At 37.2% G+C, this 17,093-nt stretch carries 19 protein-coding genes; 6 read left to right on the forward strand and 13 right to left on the reverse strand.

The genetic code is table 11. The features are described 5' to 3' along the window. Positions 1–876 precede the first annotated feature (876 nt). Together N782_RS17505 and N782_RS17510 are read left to right on the forward strand one after the other, a co-directional pair. Positions 877–1,137 (forward strand): hypothetical protein, encoded by a 261-nt coding sequence (locus tag N782_RS17505; protein ID WP_036823296.1) that lies wholly within the window; start codon positions 877–879, stop codon positions 1,135–1,137. A 14-nt stretch (positions 1,138–1,151) separates the two neighbouring features. After that, positions 1,152–1,712 (forward strand): GNAT family N-acetyltransferase, encoded by a 561-nt coding sequence (locus tag N782_RS17510; RefSeq protein WP_036823298.1) that lies wholly within the window; start codon positions 1,152–1,154, stop codon positions 1,710–1,712. 151 nt (positions 1,713–1,863) lie between these two features. Here the strand turns inward: N782_RS17510 and N782_RS17515 are convergent, their stop codons facing one another. Further along, positions 1,864–2,649, reverse strand: a complete 786-nt coding sequence (locus N782_RS17515) for a C39 family peptidase (protein WP_036823300.1) — start codon at positions 2,647–2,649, stop codon at positions 1,864–1,866. Positions 2,650–2,820: 171 nt separating this feature from the next. Between N782_RS17515 and N782_RS17520 the strand changes: the two genes are divergently transcribed. Beyond that, a complete protein-coding gene (locus N782_RS17520; RefSeq protein ID WP_036823316.1) occupies positions 2,821–3,816 on the forward strand; it encodes a zinc-binding dehydrogenase in 996 nt (331 codons plus the stop codon). 57 nt (positions 3,817–3,873) lie between these two features. Here N782_RS17520 and N782_RS17525 read toward each other — a convergent pair whose 3' ends face one another. From N782_RS17525 to N782_RS17535, 4 genes are all read right to left on the reverse strand, one after another. Continuing rightward, positions 3,874–4,206 carry a nucleoside triphosphate pyrophosphohydrolase gene (locus N782_RS17525; protein ID WP_036823302.1) on the reverse strand — a complete coding sequence of 111 codons (333 nt, stop codon included), beginning with the start codon at positions 4,204–4,206 and terminating at the stop codon, positions 3,874–3,876. A gap of 386 nt (positions 4,207–4,592) precedes the next feature. Further along, positions 4,593–4,952: a hypothetical protein gene (locus N782_RS17530; RefSeq protein WP_036823303.1), complete on the reverse strand. Its 360-nt coding sequence runs from the start codon at positions 4,950–4,952 to the stop codon at positions 4,593–4,595. Positions 4,953–5,607: 655 nt separating this feature from the next. Further along, complete coding sequence (locus tag N782_RS21645; protein ID WP_161783135.1) at positions 5,608–5,766, reverse strand: hypothetical protein; 159 nt, start codon at positions 5,764–5,766, stop codon at positions 5,608–5,610. Positions 5,767–6,052: 286 nt separating this feature from the next. Beyond that, positions 6,053–6,277, reverse strand: a complete 225-nt coding sequence (locus N782_RS17535) for a DUF3892 domain-containing protein (protein ID WP_036823305.1) — start codon at positions 6,275–6,277, stop codon at positions 6,053–6,055. 1,038 nt (positions 6,278–7,315) lie between these two features. On the opposite strand from N782_RS17535, the gene N782_RS20815 reads away from it, so the two are divergent. Further along, on the forward strand, positions 7,316–8,065 hold the full coding sequence (locus N782_RS20815; protein ID WP_052111409.1) for a GIY-YIG nuclease family protein: 750 nt from the start codon (positions 7,316–7,318) through the stop codon (positions 8,063–8,065). A 55-nt stretch (positions 8,066–8,120) separates the two neighbouring features. On the opposite strand, the gene N782_RS17545 is transcribed toward N782_RS20815, so the two are convergent. From N782_RS17545 to N782_RS17555, 3 genes are all read right to left on the reverse strand, one after another. Beyond that, positions 8,121–8,729 (reverse strand): metallophosphoesterase family protein, encoded by a 609-nt coding sequence (locus N782_RS17545; RefSeq protein WP_036823306.1) that lies wholly within the window; start codon positions 8,727–8,729, stop codon positions 8,121–8,123. Positions 8,730–8,881: 152 nt separating this feature from the next. Then, positions 8,882–9,841, reverse strand: a complete 960-nt coding sequence (locus tag N782_RS17550) for a sodium:calcium antiporter (RefSeq protein ID WP_036823307.1) — start codon at positions 9,839–9,841, stop codon at positions 8,882–8,884. A gap of 429 nt (positions 9,842–10,270) precedes the next feature. Next, positions 10,271–10,939 (reverse strand): hypothetical protein, encoded by a 669-nt coding sequence (locus tag N782_RS17555; RefSeq protein WP_052111410.1) that lies wholly within the window; start codon positions 10,937–10,939, stop codon positions 10,271–10,273. A 198-nt stretch (positions 10,940–11,137) separates the two neighbouring features. Here N782_RS17555 and N782_RS17560 point away from each other — a divergent pair, with 198 nt between their 5' ends. Further along, entirely contained in the window at positions 11,138–12,196 is a 1,059-nt protein-coding gene (locus tag N782_RS17560; RefSeq protein WP_036823309.1) for an NAD(P)/FAD-dependent oxidoreductase, read from the forward strand. Between the two features lie 95 nt (positions 12,197–12,291). On the opposite strand, the gene N782_RS21650 is transcribed toward N782_RS17560, so the two are convergent. The 4 genes from N782_RS21650 to N782_RS17575 form a co-directional block, all read right to left on the reverse strand. Next, positions 12,292–12,432 (reverse strand): hypothetical protein, encoded by a 141-nt coding sequence (locus N782_RS21650; protein ID WP_161783136.1) that lies wholly within the window; start codon positions 12,430–12,432, stop codon positions 12,292–12,294. A gap of 65 nt (positions 12,433–12,497) precedes the next feature. Further along, positions 12,498–13,088: a hypothetical protein gene (locus tag N782_RS17565; protein ID WP_052111411.1), complete on the reverse strand. Its 591-nt coding sequence runs from the start codon at positions 13,086–13,088 to the stop codon at positions 12,498–12,500. A 364-nt stretch (positions 13,089–13,452) separates the two neighbouring features. After that, positions 13,453–14,301, reverse strand: coding sequence for a DUF2785 domain-containing protein (locus N782_RS17570; RefSeq protein ID WP_052111412.1), 849 nt, complete (start codon positions 14,299–14,301; stop codon positions 13,453–13,455). 58 nt (positions 14,302–14,359) lie between these two features. After that, a complete protein-coding gene (locus N782_RS17575; RefSeq protein WP_036823311.1) occupies positions 14,360–14,809 on the reverse strand; it encodes a methyltransferase family protein in 450 nt (149 codons plus the stop codon). 166 nt (positions 14,810–14,975) lie between these two features. Here N782_RS17575 and N782_RS17580 point away from each other — a divergent pair, with 166 nt between their 5' ends. Next, positions 14,976–15,749, forward strand: a complete 774-nt coding sequence (locus tag N782_RS17580; protein WP_036823313.1) for a class I SAM-dependent methyltransferase — start codon at positions 14,976–14,978, stop codon at positions 15,747–15,749. Between the two features lie 44 nt (positions 15,750–15,793). On the opposite strand, the gene N782_RS21655 is transcribed toward N782_RS17580, so the two are convergent. Continuing rightward, positions 15,794–15,970 carry a hypothetical protein gene (locus N782_RS21655; protein ID WP_161783137.1) on the reverse strand — a complete coding sequence of 59 codons (177 nt, stop codon included), beginning with the start codon at positions 15,968–15,970 and terminating at the stop codon, positions 15,794–15,796. Positions 15,971–17,093 lie beyond the last annotated feature (1,123 nt).

Here is a 17,093-nt window from a genome sequence, read left to right on the forward strand (position 1 = left end):
AAACATCGCCATATGTTGAAAGCCAAACAGCTAGAAGCTCGTTACCAGGGTTGAAAAGATAGGTCATAAATCCAAGCAAAGCTATGTCATAACGCATTATTTATTCCTGCTTGTTAATTAATCCATATTTCCGTTCTTCCCAACAATAGCAAAGGTGGCCTGGGAACGACGAGACTCCCGCCGGAGAAAGAGGTAGGCAAGATCCCCTGAGGGCGTTCTTCCCGAAGGTAGCTTGCCGAAGGGGAGGTTCGACTAAAACCGTCACATCGTGTGACAACGTCGAACGACCCTACGTCGTGTAGGGCCGCCGGCAGGACGCGAGTTGTTCCCAGGCCAGCTTTATTCCATCTAAAGCAACGGAAAAATCTCTCCATCCCAAATTATCTCGAATCCAAGTCTTCAGATAATGCTTCTTATCCTGAATAAGGCCATTTTAATTAGTTGATTCCAAAATCAACAGCAAACTTCAAAAGAGCCTTTTTAATAAGAAGTGGAAGCGGTTTTAATTTCTATTGAGAAATTGATCTTTAATCAGCGTTAATTTGTATTTGGTAAACTCATTTCTCATACAACTTTTTTAATCAATCTCATAAGTAAACGTGGAAGGAATAATATAATATCTACAATTTTATGAAGCAACTTACTTATTGCACCCATTCTTGTTACCTCCTTTTTATAAGAGAGGTTCCACTAAGCAATCTAATTAAAACAGAGTAAATTTTACTATAGGTATATAAAATTCTCCTATAAAATTAACAACTATAACTTTTTTCGTCTTTCAATATGATATAAAGGGTATTATACTCTCAATCAAGGAAATATTTTCTGTAATTTGTCATTATTAGGTCCTGATTTTTATGAATATGGAGGATTTTTATGTGGGAGACGGTTCCTTTAGCAAAGACAACAGAAGTATCAAGCACCACTATTAGTTACTTACTTGCCGTGACTATTTCTTATTTATTCATACTTCATTCTATGTATAATGTGGAATTACAACCCTATTTCTTAATTCCAATAACAATGCTTAAATGCCTTGAAGTCATAGAAAAAGAATTACAAACACTAAGGGATTGGGATTATGCTTGGGATATTCTGTTAATTATTATTTTTCTATATATGTATTTTACATTTTAATTAGGAGTGGTTCGATGAGTTCATCTACAGTTAAATACTTGGAAGGAGAAAAAATTTACTTAAAGATACCTGAGGTTGAGGATGCTGAGTATTTGTATGAAGGTTTAAATCAAAATTCAGAATCAAGACGACTTCGAGGTCGCCAGACACCTGTTTCTTTTTATTCTGTTAAAGAGGCATTACAACAACCAAATCGTCAAGATACCTATGCATTTTTCATTTGTCTTCACGAAACGGATGACATTATTGGTGAACTTTCATTGTTGGGACTGGGAAATGAAATGAATCGGAGTGCTCAATTCCAAATTTCAATATATAATAGTCACTATTTTAGTGGTGGATTAGGAACAGAAGCCAGTGAGCTTGCTATGGTATTTGCTTTTGGAAAGCTGAATTTAAACCGAATTGAACTAGAAGTCTTCTCCACTAACACTAGAGCAATAGCTGCATATGAAAAACTTGGTTTCGTGCAGGAGGGATTAAAGCGACAGGCGTATTACTTGGATTTTGAATACAAGGATCTCATTATGATGAGCTTGTTGAGACAAGATTATTTAGAAATGCACAATATATAATCTGTCTTAAGGGGAAGAATTTAGATTATTCCCCTTTTTTATTGATTTCTAGACCCAAAGCGTTACTTAAGTGAGTCTTCTATATATTTTGAGGTGAAATTCAATATCCTAATGTATTATTTAAGCTATTCCGATGTGCAGCATATCTATATCACTCATAAGAAACGGCTCTCCTTTTTAAAGCCTTCCACGATTCAATAAAGGTATCTTTCTCAACTTTCGCACCTTTCTTCCCAGACAAAGGATCGTTAATGTATACGTTATTCTGATCATATCCAACTAAGACAACTGCATGTAAATCCAGTGGTGTCGTTATTTTTTCACCATTATGCCTCCATGACTCCCAACGATCCGGAAGCTTGTAATCTCCCGTAGTCCATACAATTACAGGCTTGCCATCACTAACATGATTGAGAATATCATTAAAATCCTTGCCGGTTAGATTCACCGTATTGTTTGGTAAGAATTGTTTCATTAGCGTCTCCATTGGCTTATCAAACATCGCATAGCCTGGTTTTTTACCAGTAACATCCCCAACAAACCCTTCATCAGGATTTCCCCATTCAATAATATCTCCCTGCTTTGTCTTTTTTACTTGATCATCATCCTTGGGCATTTTTTTTGCCACTTCCATCTTATCCACGCTAACACCCGCATGATTTAGAACCATGGTTAAACTCGTAACTTCGCATCCATATTTCAATTCAGGATTTTGTTTAATCAAAGGAACTTCAAGCATTGCTTCTTTATCGGTTTCATCTATTTCAATCTCTTTTTTCTCTTCTTTAGTTGGTTTGTATTCTTCATCGGTTAAGTTAGACGTAATCTTATTAAATTCAACCGGCTGTTCTTGACTGTTACTGTTAGAACCTTCTTCATTTCTTGCACAAGCTGATAATAAAACTATTACAAAACAGACGTTTATAAGGACTCGCATAACAAAACTCCTCAACTTTGAATATGTTACCTTTACTATTCCGAGATATAAGGGAAATATGTATGAGGAAAGATTGATATGACCTTAGTGTCTAACACAGCCTATAAAATGACAAGCTACCATGAGAAGGATTACAATGCATATAGACACGATAAAAAAGGAGTTGTTGTTGTGAAAGCTTTTGTTCATGAAGGAAGAAATGGGTTAGAAGGTACTAATTATCAAGAAATGCAAGAAACCTCACCTAATGCAGGTGAAGTGAAAGTGAAACTAAAGTATGCAGGTTTGAATCACCGGGATTTATTTGTATTGGAGCGTCATAAAGAAAGTGACCCTGCTCTTATCATTGGATCTGATGGTGCAGGTATTATAGAGGAAATTGGCGAAGGAGTAACTCGCGTTAACGTTGGTGATGAAGTAGTCATAGATGCTGCTCTTGGCTGGCATAATAAAACTGATGCCCCACCTGCAGGTTTCCAGTTAATTGGTCTTCCTGGTCATGGTACTTTTGCAGAGTACATTACGGTTCCAGCTGATAATGTTGAACCAAAGCCAGATCACCTTACTTGGGATGAGGCTGGTGTTTTACCTTTAGCAGGTCTTACTGCCTATCGTGCTTTGTTCACAAGAGCTAATGTGCAATCAGGAAATACAGTTCTTCTTCCTGGCATAGGCAGTGGTGCTGCTACGTACTTATTACTATTCGCCAAAGCAATTGGTGCGCGGGTCATTGTTACTTCACGATCAGAATACAAACGGAACAAAGCATTAGAGCTTGGTGCTGATTTGGCTTTAGATAGTAACCAAGATTGGGAAAAAGCCCTAGAGAACGAATCAATCGATATCGCAGTTGAAACTGTGGGCGCTGCTACATTTAATAAGACCCTGGACCAACTTCGAAAAGGTGGTACAATTGTAACCTTTGGTGCTTCTGCTGGAGATCAGGTGACCATCGACATCCGTAAGTTCTTCTACGGTCAGTACAATTTGTTAGGTACAACAATGGGAAGCCATGAAGAATTTAAAGAAATGCTGCAACTAGTAAACAAATACAACATTAAACCTGTAATGGATAACGTTTATCCTCTTAGCGAAACATCAAAAGCCATGCAACGATTAAGCGAGTCAGAACAATTTGGTAAGATTGGAATTGAAATTAACAGCTAAATTCCCTAATAGCATTTCAAAAGCGAGATGATAAAGTATCATCTCGCTTTTTCGTTACTATTGCGTTGAGTCATCTTCTACTTCCACTAAATATACCTTGTCATAAAAAGAACCACGTTGCTCGTACTTCTGGGTACGCCGTTGTTCCACTTCTTGGATAGAAGCCCCATGTACTTCTGCTAATACACTTATCACCTCAAGCACATCAGCTAATTCGTCCAAAGCTTCATCGCCATCAGTTTGCATGTATTCTGTTACTTCTTCTTGAAGCTTCTTCTTTAATTCAATACAATAGTCATTATCTGAAAGAATCTTAGTCTCAAATGCTTTTCCTTCTTGGTCAATTACATCTGGAATTAAATCTCTAACAAGTTTGTTATAAATCGTCATGGATATCCCCTATTTCTGTAAAAAAAGCGAAGATCTTTGCTAACCTCTGAAAGACTTAAACAAAGCCTCATTGTGGCGATTTTGCCATAGAGAGGTTCCGCTTAAGACCACGAGGTGCAGACGCTACAGCTAGAAACGTAAATGCCAGTATCTTATGTTGCTTTCTTTACTTCTAAAATATGTATTTCTCTTCATTCAATGATAAAGCAATATTCTCTCTAACCAAAGTTAAACAATCGTTTTACTACTATAATTTATTCTACAATATGAAAATGGTTACATTTGACCTATACCTTTTTCTTGACCATTGTGTTACAATAATGTTATGAATTTTGTTGGTTAAATTATACGGAAAAGACCTGTTCCCTTTTAGGAAGCAGGTCTTTTTATTGTACATCATATTTAAGCTTTTGTTTAAGCACTCGTAACACAAGTTCTTCAAATAGTTCCATCCATACAGCTAAACCCGTACCCTTTTGTAAACAATTGAAGTACGTACTTCCATATATAATAGAAAAACTAGATGGGATGAAATAGTGGTTATAATCATGCCATTTTTGCTGAATCCACATCCAAATTTCTAAATCATCTTTCTTCCAATCCATTTTCATGAATTCATATAAGGCAACAGCTTGAAGTGGATCTAACTCTTTTGGTTGCTGAAGTTCATCTGGATCTCCCCATTGGGCAAGCTCCATCAACTCTAAATCAAACTGCTCACTTAAATACTGAATAAAAGAGACCATCACTCTTCCTCCTCACCCAAAATCCCTTTATAAGGATTAAAGCATATTTTACCCAGATACGAAATGGTTCTATGCATTTTTTAAAACAGTATTAACAAAAAGTGGTCTAAGTCATCTTTGACTTGTCTAATTATTATATGCAAACGGATTATTTTTCGCTATTAAGTATTACTTTATAAATTCCGTAAACCAACAACAATCCTAGCATTACATTAAGTGTAACTTATTTTTCGATAAAAATTAAACATTTTCGACTTTTTCTGCAAAATTAATCCCTTCATGAAAAAATAGAAGCCCATGTACTCGTTTAGCGACGTATACGCTGCGGCCTACACGACGTAGGTTGGTTTGATGTTGCTGCACAAGGCAGCAATCTCAATCGAACCTCATTTAGTACAGAACCTCCCCTTAACCTGTATGAAATAAAGGAAACACGAAGAGCGATAGCGATTCGATGTTGACTTATCGTAAGGAGGTGCCCGAAGTTTGCTAGTCGCTGAGCGCTGGAGCTGGACGTAGCCAATTCACTATTTAGCTCTATACACAAGAATTGTATTTTATATTTACCTACACAAAAAAAGTCTGTCCCCGATTGGAGACAGAGTTAAGTAGGAGGATGAATATAGTAAAACCCATGACAATTCATTAGTGGGTTTCAGCTAACAACTGACATTTCACCTAGGTGACGAGTTGTGTAATGAGGTTTAAAACTTTCATCACCAGAGTCCGAATATTTCATAAGTAGTCCGTATAAAATGGTCCCAACGACTAAAGCACCAAGCACAATAAGCAACGCAATGGACAAGTTGCGCATGTCGTTCTCCCCTCTCATGATGTGTATCTTGCTGATTACCTCATCTTACTTTGAGTATATACGAATAGTCAGAAAATTATACATATTTAAGAAAGAAAAGCAAAAGGTCCATCCCATCATTAAGAAGCAAAACTTTTGAAAAGGTAAAGTTGCTACCAGAAAGATAAATTTTTTATAACTAAAAGCATACATAAACAACTGCAAAATCTCGGTAGGTATAGGGGAAAGTCAAACTTTATTTTAAAACGCAATAACCCCCTTGGCTAATTTTCCAAGGGGGGATCATTTAGAAATGGGGCATATTTTCCAAGTTGTTCGTTGGATCGCCGTCTGGTTGACTTCTTAAGTGCTCTTCCCCATCTTTTCCACGCGTTAAGTCAACATGCTCTATCTGTCCATCACGTGCCATTTGTTGAGCTTGCTTATAATCCACCACTTGCCCAGAGGTTAGCTTCATTTCTACAATACTTCCATTATCGTTTTTGCGTACAGCAATGATTCGTTCTGCCATATTAATCGCCTCCTCAATCATAGTGTGCGATGAGCTTCTCAAAATATGTATTTGGTTCTTAATTTCTAGGCTCTGTTAAAGTTCGGTGTTGATTTTGAATCAACTAATCAAACTAGCCTTATTCAAGATAAGAAGCATAATCTTGAAGACTTGGATTCGAGATAATTTGGGTTAGGTGGGTCCGATACTTAATGAGGTTTAGGGATGGGTGGGAAACGGCTCGCGTCCTGTGGGCGGCCCTACACGACGTAGGGTCGTTCGACGTTGTCACACGAGGTGACGGTTTTAGTCGAACCTCCCCTTCTCAAGCTACCTTCGGGAAAAGCACCCTCAGGGGATCTCGCCTACCTCTTTCTCCCGCGGGAGTCTCCCCGTTTCCCACCCATCCCTGCTGAAATGTTACGATCGGACACATCACTGCGTAGGAACTTTTTTGACGGACATATAATCTCTTATTTACTGTAAAAACCTTATTTTAGAGAGGCTTGCGGACATATGGTATCTTATTTGTGAAAAAACACACCACATTAAGGTGATTTAGGCAAAATAGCGAACTGAATGTCCGTTACGAATGCAAAATAGCCTTCAAATCGAAGAATAAGAGACTATATGTCCGCGAGCATAGCATCACTTTGTGTCCTAAACCATTCCTCGCTTCGTAAATACTACCATTAAGAAAACCTCCCCTTCTAATCAGGCCATGTTTCCGTTCATCTCAATAAAAGCAAAGGTGGCCGTGGAACAAGGAGACTCACGCCGGAGAAAGAGGTAGGCTAGACCCCGGAAAGCCCCGAACTTGGGCTTGAGGAGGCTTGCCAGCTCGCCGGCAGGACGCGAGTTGTTCCACGTCCACCTTTATTCTTACTAAAACCACGGAAACATCTCTCATCCACATAATATCTCGAATCCAAGTCTTCAATATTATGGTGCTTATATACAATAAACAAAAAACTATTTCATTATTATATCAACTTCAAACTTTAACAAAGCCTTTTTTTAAAGCCGTATGGTAAAATACTCCAAAAGGGGTGTAATAGCTTGAATATTCAAATTGATCGTCTTTTTTTCGAATACATAACTAATATCCAACCTGAAACAAACGAAGCTGGCCGGGTGATGGAATTCAAACCTCAAGAAATGTATGATAACGAGGTCGATAGACTGTTACATGGATATGGAGAAGGACCTTTCTGTGCTTTTTCTATTCCACATGTAAACTTAGAAGGTGTGTACGTCTTACTTGTAAATGATCGTGTATATTATGTTGGAGAGTGTAAAGACTTAGATGACCAATTCAATAACGGGTATGGAAGCATTTCTCCAGAGTATTGCTTCATAGGTGGGCAACCTACTTCTTGTAGAATTAACGCCCAATTATTACAAAAGCTTTATCAAGGTGCTGACATTAAGCTCTTATTTCACCATACGAATAATCGAAAACAGATAAAAGAATTTATAATAGAACGGTATAAACCTGAATGGAATCTTCATCAACATACGACAAATGGTAATTCAGATACACGCTCTCTAGAGCCATTTTTCATTAAAACCCAAGGAAAATACGGTCCTCTCTACGACTATCTGGAAGGCTATGGTCAACCTTATGAATATCTTACATTTGAAGAAATAAACCATTTACTACAAGCAACGCTACCCCATTCATCTACACAACACCACGCTTGGTGGGCTAATGATAGGAGCCATACCCAAGGAAGAGCTTGGTTAGATGCTGGTTACAGAGTTAAAGCGTCCTATTTAGGGGAGTATGTAGTTTTTGAAGCTTTATAAAAAAGAGGTCAAGCTCTATAATAGAAAAAGCAGCAGATATAGCCCTGCTGCTTTTTTAAGCTGTGTACACCTCATGAGTAGGTAGCTCAAGTAATGTTAACTTACCACCATAGGCTGCTCCAGTATCAATATCTATTTGGTCTTTATAATAAGCAATATTATGAACAGGAGTATGGCCATGAACAACTGTTTTACCAAGTCCAATCGTTTCTGTGTGGCGTGTCCATAGCATGGTATCTTCCTTCTGTTCATTAAGGGGAACATTAGGTTCTAAGCCTGCATGAACAAATATATACTGATCGGTCTCATAATAAAGACGGAGATGGTTCTCCAGCCACTCTCGATGTTCCTTCATTTCTTCACTTACTCCATTATAGGACTTGAGTGTACTTGAAGCACCATTCATCTCCCATAAGTCCATTGCTTCTTCATCGTCTTTTGAACGAATAAAAAGGTCATCATGATTACCTTTTATAGCAATAGCTCCTTGTTTTTCAACAAGTTCCTTTACTTTAGCCACCACTTCACGAGAATACGGCCCCCTATCTATATAATCACCTAACAAAATCAATTGGTCTTCTTTCGAATCAAAAGATGCCTCCTGTAGGACTTCTTCTAATTTGTAAAATTCACCATGTATATCTGAAACCACAAGATACCGCATTGACATCTCCTCCTTTGCTATCTTGTATTGGGCATCAATCGGTATCATTACCACTTGACTTCCTTGGTTCCCCTATTTCTTTTTTATACAAGTTTAAAACATTTTTTGTTACATTGATTAGCAAAACATGTGGATAAAATTTTTGCAACATCCTAAAACAACATATAGGAGACTACTAAATACACAACAACCATTATTATCGAAGGTGTAGCGTACACCAATGTATTCTGGTTTTTATTAGCTCTTAATAAGCTGTACATCACAACAAGTGTCATAAAAATACCAAGGCAAGCTGTGTATAGGTTGCTTGTTGCTACTGCTTTCAAGATAGGCTCTTTTCGATAAAATACATCCGTTAACGCTAGGATTTGAATATTAAATAGATTACTGCCCAGTATAGAGCCAATCGCTATACTATAGTTGGAATATCGAATTGCAGCTAATACAGCTACTAACTCAGGCAAGGAGGTGGCAGCTGCAATGAGAATACTCCCCACAAAGCTTGCGTTCATACCTGTAACTTGCGCAAGGCGATCACCTGAAATTGACAAAACACTTCCAGATATGAACACCACTACGGCAGCAATTATAAAGCCCACAACAGCACTTCGTTTGGAATAATCCTTCTCCGGTACGTCTTCCTCTTGTTCTCCACTTGAACTTGTAAAAAACACATACAAAAAATATAATACGAAGATAACAAGCATCTCAATTCCGATATTGAACAGTTCAATCGTTCCAGGGCGAAATAAGGCTACTATCAACGTAATCATAAATAGTAACCCTATACTTGCTGTGGGAATATTCGCTCGTGCACTGACAGCTTGGAACAACCTTTGTTTACGATATAGAACATCCATTACGGCAATAATCAAAAGATTGAAGACATTACTCCCAAGCATATTACCAACTGCAATATCAGCATTATCAATATATACAGCAGTAATACTCGTAGTTACTTCTGGTAAAGAGGTTGCTCCCGCAATGAGAAAGGTTCCTACCGCAGCACCACTTAAAGAAGTTTTTTTACTAATTACATCACCAAACTGGTTTAAATAAATGGCTCCAATGATAACGACAATTGCTGAGATACTAAAAGATAGAATAATCATATTTAACTCTCCTTGAATATAAGAAAGGCGCTACGTTTAAGCCCTAATCCAAACAAATTCCTAATTGCTCTTATTTCCTTTTAATATAGGAATCCAAACTTCCTAAAAGTGTAAGAAAGCATCAGCCATAAGACTGATGCTACCTACACTATTATAGATTACTTATCTAACAAAAACTACTGCTGTGTCTTTCTTCCTGACCTTTCCGATTTTTTCGTTTTTCGAAAAACCTCCAGGTAAAATAGATAATGTACCCACTTATGATAAAACAAGAGCAAATCCATTTTATTTCAGAAGGTAAAAGAAAAGTATTAAGATGAATATGATTAAAGACGGGATTCCGACTATGAATGCCATCTTTACGTATTTATTTGCTAAAATCAAATTTAAATTCTTCTGCCACCTTTCCTACTCCTTCATTTTTGCTTGTTATAAATCACGAAAGGCTTCACCAGAAGATAGCTTGATATTCACATGAGAAGCACTACCGTTTTCTATATGACTTTCCATTTGGGATACATCGATAGTTGTTGAAATAGATAGTTCTTTTTGTTCATGACCTTCTAACGTTACTTGATAAGGGCCCTTTTCATTCATGATAGAAACTGTTCTTCTCTCAAAGACATGGTCTTCATAAAAACCGATGGAAAAAGAAACCTGATCCCCACTATTATTTTTTAAAGGGAGCTCACATTCACCTTGGAGGGTATCCTCCTCAATCATATTGAAGTTACACGAACTAGCATCCCGATTATAGGATACAGCATAAATACCAGAAGCAAGTGTGTTTTGATATACATCAATACTAATAGCAGGGATAACTCCCGACAGTATGATGGCTAGTATAATCAAGCGTTTATGGTACCTAACTAATGAGTGACCTAAAAAAAAGAGACTAGTTATAAAAATAACCAATGTAGCAATACCTAAATATTGTACATCTTGCGTAGTTGCAAGTGGGATTCCAAAAATAGAGATAATCTGCTCCCCTAATGGATACTCATGAGGAAAAGGGAAATTTAATATGATTGAAATGAGATAGAATGTCACAAATAAATAGAAATAAGTCCATTGTTTAATCAAGGCTTCTTCTCTCATATTGAAAATCCTCCTTTTTCTGTATATAGCCACCACACACTTTAACATTTTATTCCACCCTATGAACACCTATAGATACATTCATGAATATAATGTAAACTTTTCTTAAATCCTTTCCAGCTTTTTAATGTTTTCGCTTTCATACAACGAAATGAATGATAAAATAGTAATGTATATACATAACAAGAGGTGATTTACATGAACCGCATCGTGATATTAGGCGGAGGATATGGGGGGGTAAAAATTGCCCAACAGCTTCTTTCCAACACAGATCGGGATACCACAATAACATTAATTGATCGCAATCCTTATCACTCAATGAAAACAGAGTTTTACGCATTAGCTGCAGGGACTATTGCTGAAAAGGATATCCGCTCCCCTTTTCCAAAACATGAGAACATGCGAGTTATAGCAGACGAGATCCTTCATCTGAATGTAGAACAACAATCTGTTTTTTTACGTCATACAGAGAAGGTATATTATGACTACCTTATTATTGGACTTGGTTCAGAAGATAACTTTCATGGTATTGATGGTGCTAGTGAATATACACATAAAATATCCACCATCAAAAAAACCCGCCAAACATATGAGGCCGTTAATAATATGAAGAACTATGGAACCGCTACCATTGTGGGTGGAGGATTAAGTGGAGTGGAAATGGCTTCAGAGCTACGTGAAAGCCGACCTGATATAAACATTCGTCTCCTTGATCGTGGAGATAGCATCCTAAAGGCTTTCCCAGAATCAATCCAAGGACATGCCATAGATTGGTTTAAAGAACATGACGTTGAACTAGTTTACAATTCAAAGGTTGACTACGTGGAACCAAACATTTTATGTAATGCTGGGACTTGCTTACTCAGTGATGTCACTATTTGGACAGCAGGCATTAAACCAAGCAAAGTCGTGGACAAGCTAGATGTTAAAAAGGACAATGCTGGTAGGGTCATTCTAAATGACTACCATCAAATCCCGGAACATCAAAATATTTATGTAACGGGAGATTGCGCAAGCCTAGAGCTACCGCCAAGTGCGCAACTAGCTGAACAACAAGGAAAACAAATTGCTGATGTCCTGAGTTCAATCCTAAAAGGTAAAGATCCTAAAAAACCATCCAAAATCACCGTAAAAGGGACATTAGGTTCCTTAGGTAAACAAGATGGCTTCGGATTAACCTTTTATTACCCTCTAAAGGGGATACTTCCTAGAGTTATTAAAACAGGAGTTCTTTGGTATCATAAGTTTCAGAACTAACTTTGTCGTCCTTTAGAAAACAGAAACAAGCTTTGCTATCAATAAAAGCGCATCCCTAAAAGGAATGCGCTTTTTGTAATTTATTATAGTTCACCTTATAAGGGATCGTACACATTCACAACTCGATTTATCTCTGATTCATCTTTATGGTTACTGTTAGATGCTTCCTTTTGTTGATGATTTTCATTTGGTTTTGTCGTGTTTTTTCCCTGTTTAGGGTCTCGTTTTTTCTCCATAAGGTATCCCTCCTATCAGTATCTACAACGTAGTATGGCTAAACAAAATTCAAATTATTTTGGAATCAATAGGTAATTCCTTTTGATTTAGCTATATCATCATTAATAATTCCTAGACCTTGGATTTTCTCATCTTCTATCTTAGGTTGGACAGAAGGGTTACTAGGATACGTTTCCCCATCAAATACAATCTCCCTATAACTAGGCTCAGCTCCTCCCCCAGCTACATACATAAGAATGTTGTTCCAACCATTTGTCATTTTCTCTCTGATTATAATCGGGTTCCTTACTAAAGAGAATTTAGAAATGACGTTGTATTGTTTATCAACTTTTTGCAGAATAAGAGCACTGCATCCACCTGTGCCACAAACATTAGGGCCCACTAGAAATACAAATGTCTCAGGATTATGATCATCATTTAAATCAATTCGATTATAGTAATACCGTACGTTATCTCCAGGTTTCACATCATATACTTCACTAAATGCTTTTTCAATATCCTCGTCTCTTTTCGTCTCTGAGTTCATGAAGGTGACATCACTAAAATCTAGGTTACCAGGTACTTTCTCAGGCATAGAATAACCAATCTCTGCACCCGTACCTAATATAAGTGAACATCCGACCATAATAATAAATACAGTTATAACCCTTTTCATCATTTAACCCCTCACTTCCTGCTCAGTTTTACATGGTTAGTATTTGCAGGTAAGTAGATTTTATGAAGTTTTAGAACCTTTTTAAAATCTACGTCAAACTATATTGTTGCTATACAGAAAAATAATTGATAAGAGTTGTCATTCCCTATTAGAGGAATGATACGAAAAACTTTTAACAACTATTTAGCTTAGCAAAAAAAGGAGATGTTCCCTTTGCTTTCGTGAGAATAACGTTGGGAAATACGGAAACATAACCAGGTTAGTATGGTACGTTTCTGAAATAGTGATATTCACGAAGCTTTAACAGGGCTAATCCATAAAAAAAGACAGCACAAAAACTTGAGCTGACTTAAACACAATCGTGTTATCCATATATTTTGGTATGCCACAGATCGACGATTTCCCTTGTTTTATTCATCGGCAATGAGCTTACTTGCTCAGACATTAACCGAAAGTACAAGGATTTCAAAAAGTTCATCACATTTGTCTTCTGTCGAAAAAAAGATATAGTATGTCCTTCTTGCTTTTCCAATTGTTGTAGTCTAATTGAAATTGTAGAAATCCAATCTGTTAGTACTTTCTCATCAAGACCTCTATCAATTAAGGCTTCCATCGCAATAAGCAAACGTTCATCTTCATCATCTATGTAGACCTTCCCTTTAAACAAACAAGCTTCAATGGATTCTAAACAAGACTCAGCTAATTCTAATTCAAATAAAGGATGTCGAATAGATGCTTCAAGTAAATCCGCCCCATGGGCTATACTATGTGCCCATCCTTTTTGATCGACATATCCTCGAACGTCTTGTTCTTTATACAAGTATTGAATACTCTGAAGAATAGCTCTATTAGCTAGCTGCCTTGGCAAGTAGTATGTAGCCCTATCCTTTTCTAAGATTAAGGCTATTACCAGAGAAGAAAATGACCGAGTAAAGACACCGTCCCCTTCGTTTTCACCTATACGAAAAAACAAAAAATCTTCACGTAAGCAAGTGTGCATAACATATTCAATTTGTTGAATCGTCAGCGCTTCTCCCATGATGAAGTTACCAAAAGTGCTATAGATGAGATTGTCTCTTAATTCTGCGTCTGTGCTTCCTATATGATGAAGCATTTGTTCGATAAGTGTATACATATTGGTTTCTTCACTATAACAACCTGAATTTGCATGAAACGAATATAGAGTGTCTTTTACATTTAATCTATCTTCCATTTCGTTCTCCTTCTCTACTCTAAGGCTTTTTCCTATATTGAAATTGCTCGAATTTAACCTAAACCCAGCGTCGAACTCTCTGTTTATATTTCATATATTCCTCACCAAATGTTTTTTCTAAATCTTGCTCCTCATAACGTATAAAAACTGTATTAATTACTATAAAAAATAAAATTGGACCAAGTAATGAAGTTAATGATCCTAGTAGTAAAGAAACTCCTACTAGCATAGAAAGAAATCCTAAATACATCGGATTACGAGAATAAACAAATGGACCTTCCTTTGTTAAGGAATTAGATTCCTCGAATGGGTTTACAGTAGTTTCATACTTTTTAAACAATTGATCTGCCCATATGTTAATACCAATACCGATGATAAGCAGAACAATACCTATTAAATTAAAAGGAAAGGTTATGAACATCATCACTGGTATTGTAAAGTGTAAGATTAAAGATAAAAGTAAATACATCAAAAAATAGGTTGGGGGCATTATTCTCCGGTTGCTCATGTAGAGTCTCCTTTTAGTAAATGTAAACCTTGCTTTTAAGATAACCAATTCTCACCATCTTTTTCAAATCATACGATTAATATAAGTGCTTTAGGCCTATTTACTATCTTTCTTCATTCTTATCGAATATGATAAAGGGAGAGACAAAAGTAAGGGGTTGAGGGAAATGAACGATGAATCAAAACGTAGAATTCAGCAAACCTTTTCGAAATATCCTGATAAGTACGTTACCAGTACAACACACTCCTCTGGGGAAGATTTACCCTTAATGGTGGAATGGGCTAAACCAGAAAAGCATTGGTCAGTACTAGATATTGCCACTGGTGGCGGTCATGTTGCTAAACAACTGGCACCCTATGTAAAGGAAGTATTCGCGACTGATCTAACAAAAGCAATGCTTAACAATACAGCAACTACACTACAAACAATTGATAACATACATTATGTCAAAGCCGATGCAGAAGACTTACCCTTCCTAGATAACACTTTCGATTTTGTCACATGCCGAATTGCCCCTCACCATTTTCCAAACCCAGAACATTTCATCCAAGAATCAGCAAGAGTACTAAAATCAAATGGTCTGTTTATTATGATTGATAACATTGCTGCTAATGAAGATGAATTAGATTATTTTTATAACACGTTCGAAGAAATGCGCGATCCTAGTCATAATAGAGCACTTCGTATAGCAGAATGGAAGCAATACCTATCAAATAGTTCGTTAACCGTTAAAAAAGAGACTACAAGAAAAAAGAAACTCCCCTTTGATGATTGGTTAACGAGAACGATGGATAATGAGCTTCAAATGGAAAAAGTACGCGCGTTTATGCAGTCAGCTCCACAAGAGATCAAAGATTACTTTTATATAATTGAGAATGAAGAATCTATAGAAGCTTTTGCAATTGATGAGTGGATGGTTCTATGCTACAAACAAACGTAAGAATAGTAAGGAACTTTCTTCAATAGAAAGTTCCTTTTGTTAAATTACTCTTCATATCTATGAAATCCCCACGGGTCTCTTCTACCTCTACGTCTGCCAGCTCTTCTACGGTCATCTCTTCTGTGATCATCCTCAATTACATCTACATTGTCTGCTTGAATAACAACCCGATCAGCTTTAATTACGATTTGACGGCGACGTTCTTCTCTTTCGTTAGACATGTTTACTCCTCCCTTCTATAAGCGTTAGATTATTCTATTCATATCTAGTTTAGATGTATAGACAACATTATTAGATTAAATAAAAGATAGGTATGTACCATTATTGCAAAATACATACATTTGGTTTGCAACTGTCCTCATGTATATCTGGCTATGTTAATGCAAGAATCATGCCTTAAAAACACAGGTACCCAATTAGCGAAGGGGGGGATGTGGCATGTCTATAACTATTTAAATTATGCAGATGCCCACCCTTACCATTTAAAAAGGCTGTGTTCCAGTTTGTTGTTGATATAATAATATGAAATAGTTTTATGTTCCTCCATAATAGCACCATTATATTGAATACTTGGATTCGAGATATTTTAAGGGTGAGGTCCGATACTTTATGAGGGTTAGGGTTGTATGGGAAACAACTCGCGTCCTGCTGCCCTACACGACGTAGGGTAGTTCAACGTTGTCACACGATGTGACGTTTTTAGTTGAACCTCCCCTGAATCATTGCTACCTTCAGGGAAAACGCCCTCAGGGGATCTTGCCTACCTCTTCCTCCCGCGGGAGTCTCCTTGTTTCCCACCCAACCCTGCCAATATGTTGCAATCGGACCTACGGCCTCAATTGCCATAAAATTGATCGAGTTTGCTATGCGTAGAAGCAACCTTTTGCCATAAATATGGGTTCTGGAGCGACTTTTGAAAATCAGGAGCCACAATCTAAAACTCCCTTTTCTGGCCATGTTTCCGTCCCTCCAAAAAAGCAAAGGTGGCCGTGGAACAAGGAGACTCCCGCCGGAGAAAGAGGTAGGCGAGACCCCGCAGACCCCCGCTCTTGGGCTCGAGGAGGCTTGCCAGCTCGCCGGCAGGACGCGAGTTGTTCCACGGCCATCTTTATTCTCACGAAAGCAACGGAAACATCCCTCTTTTTCGACCAGTTAGTAATGGTAATTATATAAATTATCTCAAATCCAAGTCTTCAACATTATGCTTCTTATCTTGAATAAAACTATTTAGATTAGTTGATTCCAAAATCAACACCAAACTTTAACATAGACTTAAAAAAAGATGCGGAGTCAATCTAAGGTGGACCCAATAGTCAAGACACAGATTTTGAATTATTAAGGTGG

Source organism: Pontibacillus yanchengensis Y32 (assembly GCF_000770635.1).
Lineage (GTDB): Bacteria > Bacillota > Bacilli > Bacillales > BH030062 > Pontibacillus > Pontibacillus yanchengensis.